Genomic DNA, 6,584 nt, shown 5'->3' on the forward strand with positions numbered 1-6,584 from the left:
ACTACATACCCAGCTGAAGGACTATCATCAAGTAATAACCACTTGTTACCTTGCTTAACGATTGTTGTTTCATAGTAAATCATTTCTCCATTTTTCAAAGTGTATTTTCTATAAAAACTACCTTCTTTTGCTCTTTCGTTTATAACTAATTCTGTTACCTGGTATGACGCTATCTTACTTTGAATTTGTTCTTGGAATAACGATTGTAGCTGCTCAAACATCTTTATTCTCTCAGTATCACTTTTGGGTAATTGATTAATAAAATTTGACGAAATATAATTCTTTAAATGATTATAATATTCTGTTCCATTGAATTGATTGGAATGATACTTATATATTACATTGCCTATATATTGGCCGAATTCATTGGGAGAATCGTAATATTCTTTTGCCTTTGGAACATTGGTCCTGATTTCTTTTCGATTTTCTAAATCATTATTTTTTAATGCATCTTCACCACTTTTTGTTTTGGATTCATCTAATATTTTCTTTTGTTCTTTAGACATTTGAAATTTTTCATCTGAAATAACATCTTTTTCAAGTGCTTCTTCAGTCGGCTTTTTAGATGCTGTATTACGATCTCCATTAGCTTTGGTTTCTTCAATCTTTTCATCAATTTTATCATTCATACTACATGCAGATAACACTAACAATGCTGCAGTACTAACACCTAAAATGGTTAGTCGACTTTTCCTATTAATAAAAGGCATAGGATAATCTCTCCTTCTCATGTTCGCGTCTTAAATTCAAAAAGGTAAGACGATCAAATTCAGACAACAATAATATAAGTTCTGTAGACTCGTAATACGGTCGACCTTCTGAAATTGACTTTATAATTAAGTTATTTAATAATCGTATTTTGAAATATTTCCCATTAGGTATGAAATGTATTTTGAAAAGTTCATAACACAAGTATTGTAGCGTTGTTTGAGCACTGGAACTCATATTTGTTTTGATAATGATGTTTCTTTTGCCCTTAGTGGCAAATAAACAAAGTAATAGTAAGCATACATTTGAATTTAATAGCCCAGGATTTATAGATACCACTGTTTGGCCATCCGTCCAATCTCGAATAATTCTTTCTAACAGCAGATTATTCTCTAATACATACGTTTCGTATCCGACGTGTCTAATACAAATATCATTTGTAATTTTATTTCGAGAAATATAGTTTTCGAGAATATATTTTTTCATAGAATCTAGGTTAAATGATATTTCATAAGCGTTGTAACGGTCTTTTTGAATTTGACTATCACTCAGCAATATAGCAACAATTAAATCTTCAATATGCCTAATTTTGCTCTCAAGCATGATTTTTCTATCGACTCCTTAAATAAAAAAAGAACACCGCAAATCTATGAAGTTAAAAATAACTCCATAAGAATTTGGGGTGTTCCCTGTAATTTATATTTTTATGATTGAATCCTATATTACATTATAGCTTTGTTTATCATTGCATTCAACAGATTTTTTAAGGACTAATGCGACATTAGAAAGTGATGTACCTACTAATAAAGTGATTTCTTCGGCCGTTTTCCCGTCAATTTTATGTAGATGATTAATATAAGCATGACGTATTGGACCTGATGAAAATGGTTGGCCAGTTACAGCGACAATATGTTCAATGTAGTTAGAATTAGAATCTTGATTAAATTTATCATAAAAACCTTTATTATTCTTTGAGGATAAAATATAAGGGACATTTCTAAAAACTGCTCTTTCAATTCCGCTTAATATGATTCCTATTTCAACCTTATTATCGAATTTAACATTTGCTTCATATCCGCTAATAGTTTCAATATGAAGTTCAATTGTATCTCCTTTATCTATAAAATCGTTAATAGTAATTTCAAATATATCTCTTGGTCTTAAGCCTTTCATATAAAAGATATACAATAGTTTAGCGGTAATTGGCATATTGGAAGAAGATATTTGTTTACGTTTATTTAAAAGTTGTACATAGTCTACATCGACTGAATTACTTTTAGTCTCCTCTTTAATGAAATCCACCTTTTCCATAAAATCATGAGCTATTTGTTCACTTCTCCATAAATAATCGAACCAATTTTTAATATGACCTATCTTTCTATTAACAGTTGATATCTTATTTTTTTGGAGTTGCTGCTCTATATACGAATGAATATCTTGTGGCTTTATTTCACTAGGATCAATATCTTTTTTATATAAATGATGTATAAAAGCTAATAATTGTTTAATAACCATTATTTCGTATTTGAGTGTAGTCGGTTTAATATTGTCTTTGAGTCTTTGTTTTTCAAAACCAAATGGCATATGAGTCACTCCCTTTTAGATTGAATTAATTCAATTATAAATAATTTACTGACCTTTGTGTAAAATAACAAATTATATTATATAAAATCATTGCAAAAACAATTAAAAATAAAATAACAAATATAATAAGGAATTCCGTAGACATTAAAAATTGATTATTTGAAAGTGTCTAAACGTTATTGTATTAGTATTTAGGGTAATTTCATAAAAAAAGTATCTGAATATTCTTGCAAATATTAATTATTACTCTCTATCACCATATAAAATTAACTGAGTCTAATTAATAATAAAACATTACATTTTCAAATTAATACTTAACAAGCAAATATAATGATTATAATGTGGTATTTTATGGAAGTGTAGGGCGTGTAAAAAAAGCTAATCGCAAACTTTAGAAAGAAGACAATTAGGAATATTTAATGCTATGTTCGTTTATTTTCTCTTAAATTATTAATTCATAACAAATAGACCGTTAAAATCAGTGTTTTAGCAGCCTAAATCGTTATTTTAAATTTTCAAAATGTCTATAAAGTGTAATTATTATTTTTAATTAGTTTCGTCTGTTTCTTCGAGCCAATTGTAAAATGTAATTCCATTGGTTTTTTTCTTGATATCAAATAAAGAACCTTGTGATGATGAAGCCTGTATCGATCTAATTCGATCCATGTGATCATGAATACGTTTAATATTTGTTTCAGTTTTTTGAACTTGTACTAATTTAGTATTCAAGTGTTCAATTAACTCTTCAGTAACTATTTCAATCTTGCTTCGATTTTTAGAAGTTATATCTACAAGTATAGTTTTATACTCATCTAAAGATAAATTAATATTTGTAGGTATTATGTTCATGACATAATTATTTGAAACAAATTCGTATACATGGCTCTTAGTTTTTAACCATGTTGTATCGAAAACTAGCTCAAGATTACAATCTTTTACGATTGGTAAGCTTAACAACTCATTTTCAAATAATAGAAGTTCAGACCCGGATGCACGTTCATTAACGAAACTAAGTAAATTCTGCATTTGAATCTTTTCTAAATGATTTTGTGAGTTATATTCATTAACTGAAACTGCCTTATTGATATAGACAATAAGCGTATTTATACAGTTCTTAATTAAGTAAAAATCCATAAAGAAATTGGCCATTTTATCTTTACTGTCGTAGGAGAGTAATAAAGCCGATTTTTCTTCAAAATAGGATACTAAAGATTTACGATAAATTGAAATTCCTTCATTGCCGCATAGTGAGTACAACTGATTTTTATAAGATGTTATAAATCTTATTGTTTCAGTTTTCACCTCGTCTAAAGGCACATCATAGGTATCAGCAAGTCTAAAAAGCTCCATTTTTGAGGCAGTTACCGGACGAAATTCTTGTACATGTTCTTTCAAAATGCGAACTTTAATTATGTATTTATCTCGATTTAATTTAGAAACCCAGCTCTTACGGTTCCCATTATCTATTGATTCAATTTCAAAAAAATCGAGAATTTCATTTTGAATACTAGTTTTGTTTGTTTCATTAAGCTTGAATACGCGAACAACATTCGACTTAGACACTTTTAATTCGATATGGCCGAATTCAACCATAGTAATTAAAGCATGAATAACGTCTCGATAGCTTCTAAAGTAATGAACGCCACTATTACTGTCGTGTAAAAAATTATTGTATAAGTTTTCGATTTTTACAGAATGGTACGTACCCGGTATCTTTGCAGATAAAAAGTATAAAAACAATTTCTTTTGATTCAAAGTATAATTTTTGAAAACAGAACTTGTTAGAATTGAAAGATTTGGGATATAAGCAAAATCTATATCTTTAGCTGCAGTTGAAAGATGATATTTAGAATAATAATAGTCACCTCTTAATTCAATGAGGTCTAACTCTAAAGCTTGTTGTAACGCAAATTCAAATGTGGAGGTACGAAAGTTCATATCATCCTGCAATTGTTGTAGAGAAATATTAATACGCATATCCAAATCCACAAAAGGGCTCATATGAAAAAGTAGATCAATCGTTGAGCTCTCAATAGGAATTTGATTCCTTGCTATTTTTTGTATCACTGAACGGTCTATTTTAGATAATGCGATATCATGTTTTTTCAGATCATTTGAAATTACATGATTTATCATTTGTGTAGTAGCCAAAATAATCACCTATTTATTTGGGTCTTTTTTCATCTTAAAGAGCATGGTTATTTAGTGAGGATTAAACCTAAGTTCAATGTTACTTAGGTCATTCTCTATAAATAATAAGTGCGCATCTAAGGATAAGTGACCAATCTTCAAATAATTTGTTATAAAGTGCAATAATTATTGATTTTACAACATATAATTTGATAGAATAGGAATATATGATTTAAAGAAGGCAGTTTTATCTTCCTTCAAAAAAAAACATATCTTTTTCACTAAATAATCACTAGAGATAGTGATTACCTAATATAATGTTTCCGCATTACATTAGGGTTTTTATTGGCTGGCTGGCCAAACGTAGAGTGCTGACTGTCGGAGGTTAGCACTTTTTTTTATTCACTCACAAGATCGTACATTAAAAATAAATAAAAGCCCTTATTTTTTGGTTGTCATAAAAAAGATACGACAAAGAAGAAGTATATGCCTAAATACGCAAAATCATAGCGTAATAGGAACATACAGAGTGAGTGGTCAAAATAATCTTAACAAATAGATATGTATTTTACAAGATTTTTCATAAAAAGCCGAAGTAGTTTCGTTTTCGATATGTTTTTAATGTTCCGTAAATAGAGTTAATTATCTTTGTTGTCATAAAGAAATAAGTGTGCTATTATGATTGTACAACTTAAAAAAATAATACTCACAAGCTCTTATTTTTGGTAAGAAAGTGTGAGTGGTCAAAAAAACCGCGACTACCTAGTAGTCGCGGTTTTTTCATGTATTTTTAATCTTTTTTATTGTTTAATTGGTCTTTAATATACTTAGTAACAAACTTATGTCTTTCTAATTCAATCTCATCTGCTTTGAATATACGAGCCATAAAGCCATATTTGGCAGTTTCTCTCCACTTATTTAAGGCTTCATCTTCCAAATCTCTTTGGAGATACAAGTTTTGCTCCAATTGTTGATTTTTACCCACAAGTTGATCCACTTGTTCCTTTAGTAATTGTGTTTCTTTAATAAATCCTTCGTTTTCTAACACAACTTTTTCTTTCAAAAACTTCGTTTCCTTAATAATAACCTCATTTTCCTCAACTACTTTTTCCATAAGGATTTGATTACTCTTTATAGATTTATTATAAACGTCTAATTCCTCTTGAAAATTAGTTAAAAGTTTTTGAGAGTTATCATCTAACAAATGAGCTAAGTTGTCGTTCAACGTAATATGAACTTTGTTATCATTTTTTTCTACATTAAATGCTCCTGTTTCTAACATTTGTTGAACTAAAGATTTTATGAAATTAACCTGTTTTTCGAGGTCTTCTTGTAATACTGGAGTCTGTTCATTAGACATTGTATTATTCTCGGAACGGGTTACTATTGGTGTTAATCCCAATACACGTTTTAGGCCATTTACTTTATATTCTTCTTTTAATAACAAAATCATACGAATCTTTAATATAGATTGAAGGCTTAGTCTCATTGCTTTAGCTGAAGATGGTGTTTCATCTTCTTCACCATTGAATATATAAGAATGGAAAGGTTTTATGTAATATCTCACTTGTCCATCTGAAATCTCAAACCAATTTGCCAAGTCAGTTGTACTATAATATTTTTTTTCATCAATGATCTCTAAGTATTCGTCAGAATACAATAGGTTTTCATCTGCTGTATTTTTTATGATTTCGAATAATGGATCAGTTATCAATAAGTTTTGAATTGTTTCTTTTGATATATGTTGATCTATCAATATGTTTCCTCCTTTCTACACCTTGCATTCTACAGTTAGTAACTTCAATTTAATAAAATATTGAATAAAAATCAACCCTAAACTACTCTTATATTTTTCTTCGCTCCGCTACTCTACTCTAAACTTCGGAAAGTTACTATAAACTACGGTAGTTTGGAGAAGAGCGTTGGGAATGTTGATATATAAAGGTTTTAAGAGTTGTATAGTAATATAAATTATTTGGCAGGCTACCGTAGATTGCGTAAATATAATTCTAAAATTTTCTATCCTACTCTAATCTTTCCTTTGTTGATTCTATTGTTTTCTATTCTACTCTAAACTACGCTTTCTTGATTCTATTGTTTTCTACGCTACTTTACAATTGTGGAATTAATTCTTTGTACAAAAAAAGACCCCTAACAAATGG

Annotated in this window: 5 protein-coding genes; all 5 read right to left on the reverse strand. The window is 28.9% G+C overall.

The window, feature by feature from the left end; genetic code table 11:
- Nucleotides 1-710, reverse strand: a 710-nt coding sequence (locus ACZLO7_RS21890) for a hypothetical protein (protein WP_511261428.1), incomplete at its 3' end; no start/stop codon positions are given.
- Complete coding sequence (locus ACZLO7_RS21895) at nt 697-1,311, reverse strand: hypothetical protein (RefSeq protein ID WP_464941261.1); 615 nt, start codon at nt 1,309-1,311, stop codon at nt 697-699. The genes ACZLO7_RS21895 and ACZLO7_RS21890, both read right to left, overlap by 14 nt.
- Nucleotides 1,312-1,425: 114 nt before the next feature.
- Nucleotides 1,426-2,292, reverse strand: a complete 867-nt coding sequence (locus ACZLO7_RS21900) for a site-specific integrase (protein ID WP_464941260.1) — start codon at nt 2,290-2,292, stop codon at nt 1,426-1,428.
- Between the two features lie 546 nt (nt 2,293-2,838).
- Nucleotides 2,839-4,443, reverse strand: a complete 1,605-nt coding sequence (locus ACZLO7_RS21905; RefSeq protein WP_464941258.1) for a hypothetical protein — start codon at nt 4,441-4,443, stop codon at nt 2,839-2,841.
- A 769-nt stretch (nt 4,444-5,212) separates the two neighbouring features.
- Nucleotides 5,213-6,178, reverse strand: coding sequence for a hypothetical protein (locus ACZLO7_RS21910; RefSeq protein ID WP_464941257.1), 966 nt, complete (start codon nt 6,176-6,178; stop codon nt 5,213-5,215).
- Between the last annotated feature and the right edge of the window lie 406 nt (nt 6,179-6,584).

This window comes from Viridibacillus sp. d25.2 (genome assembly GCF_055456015.2).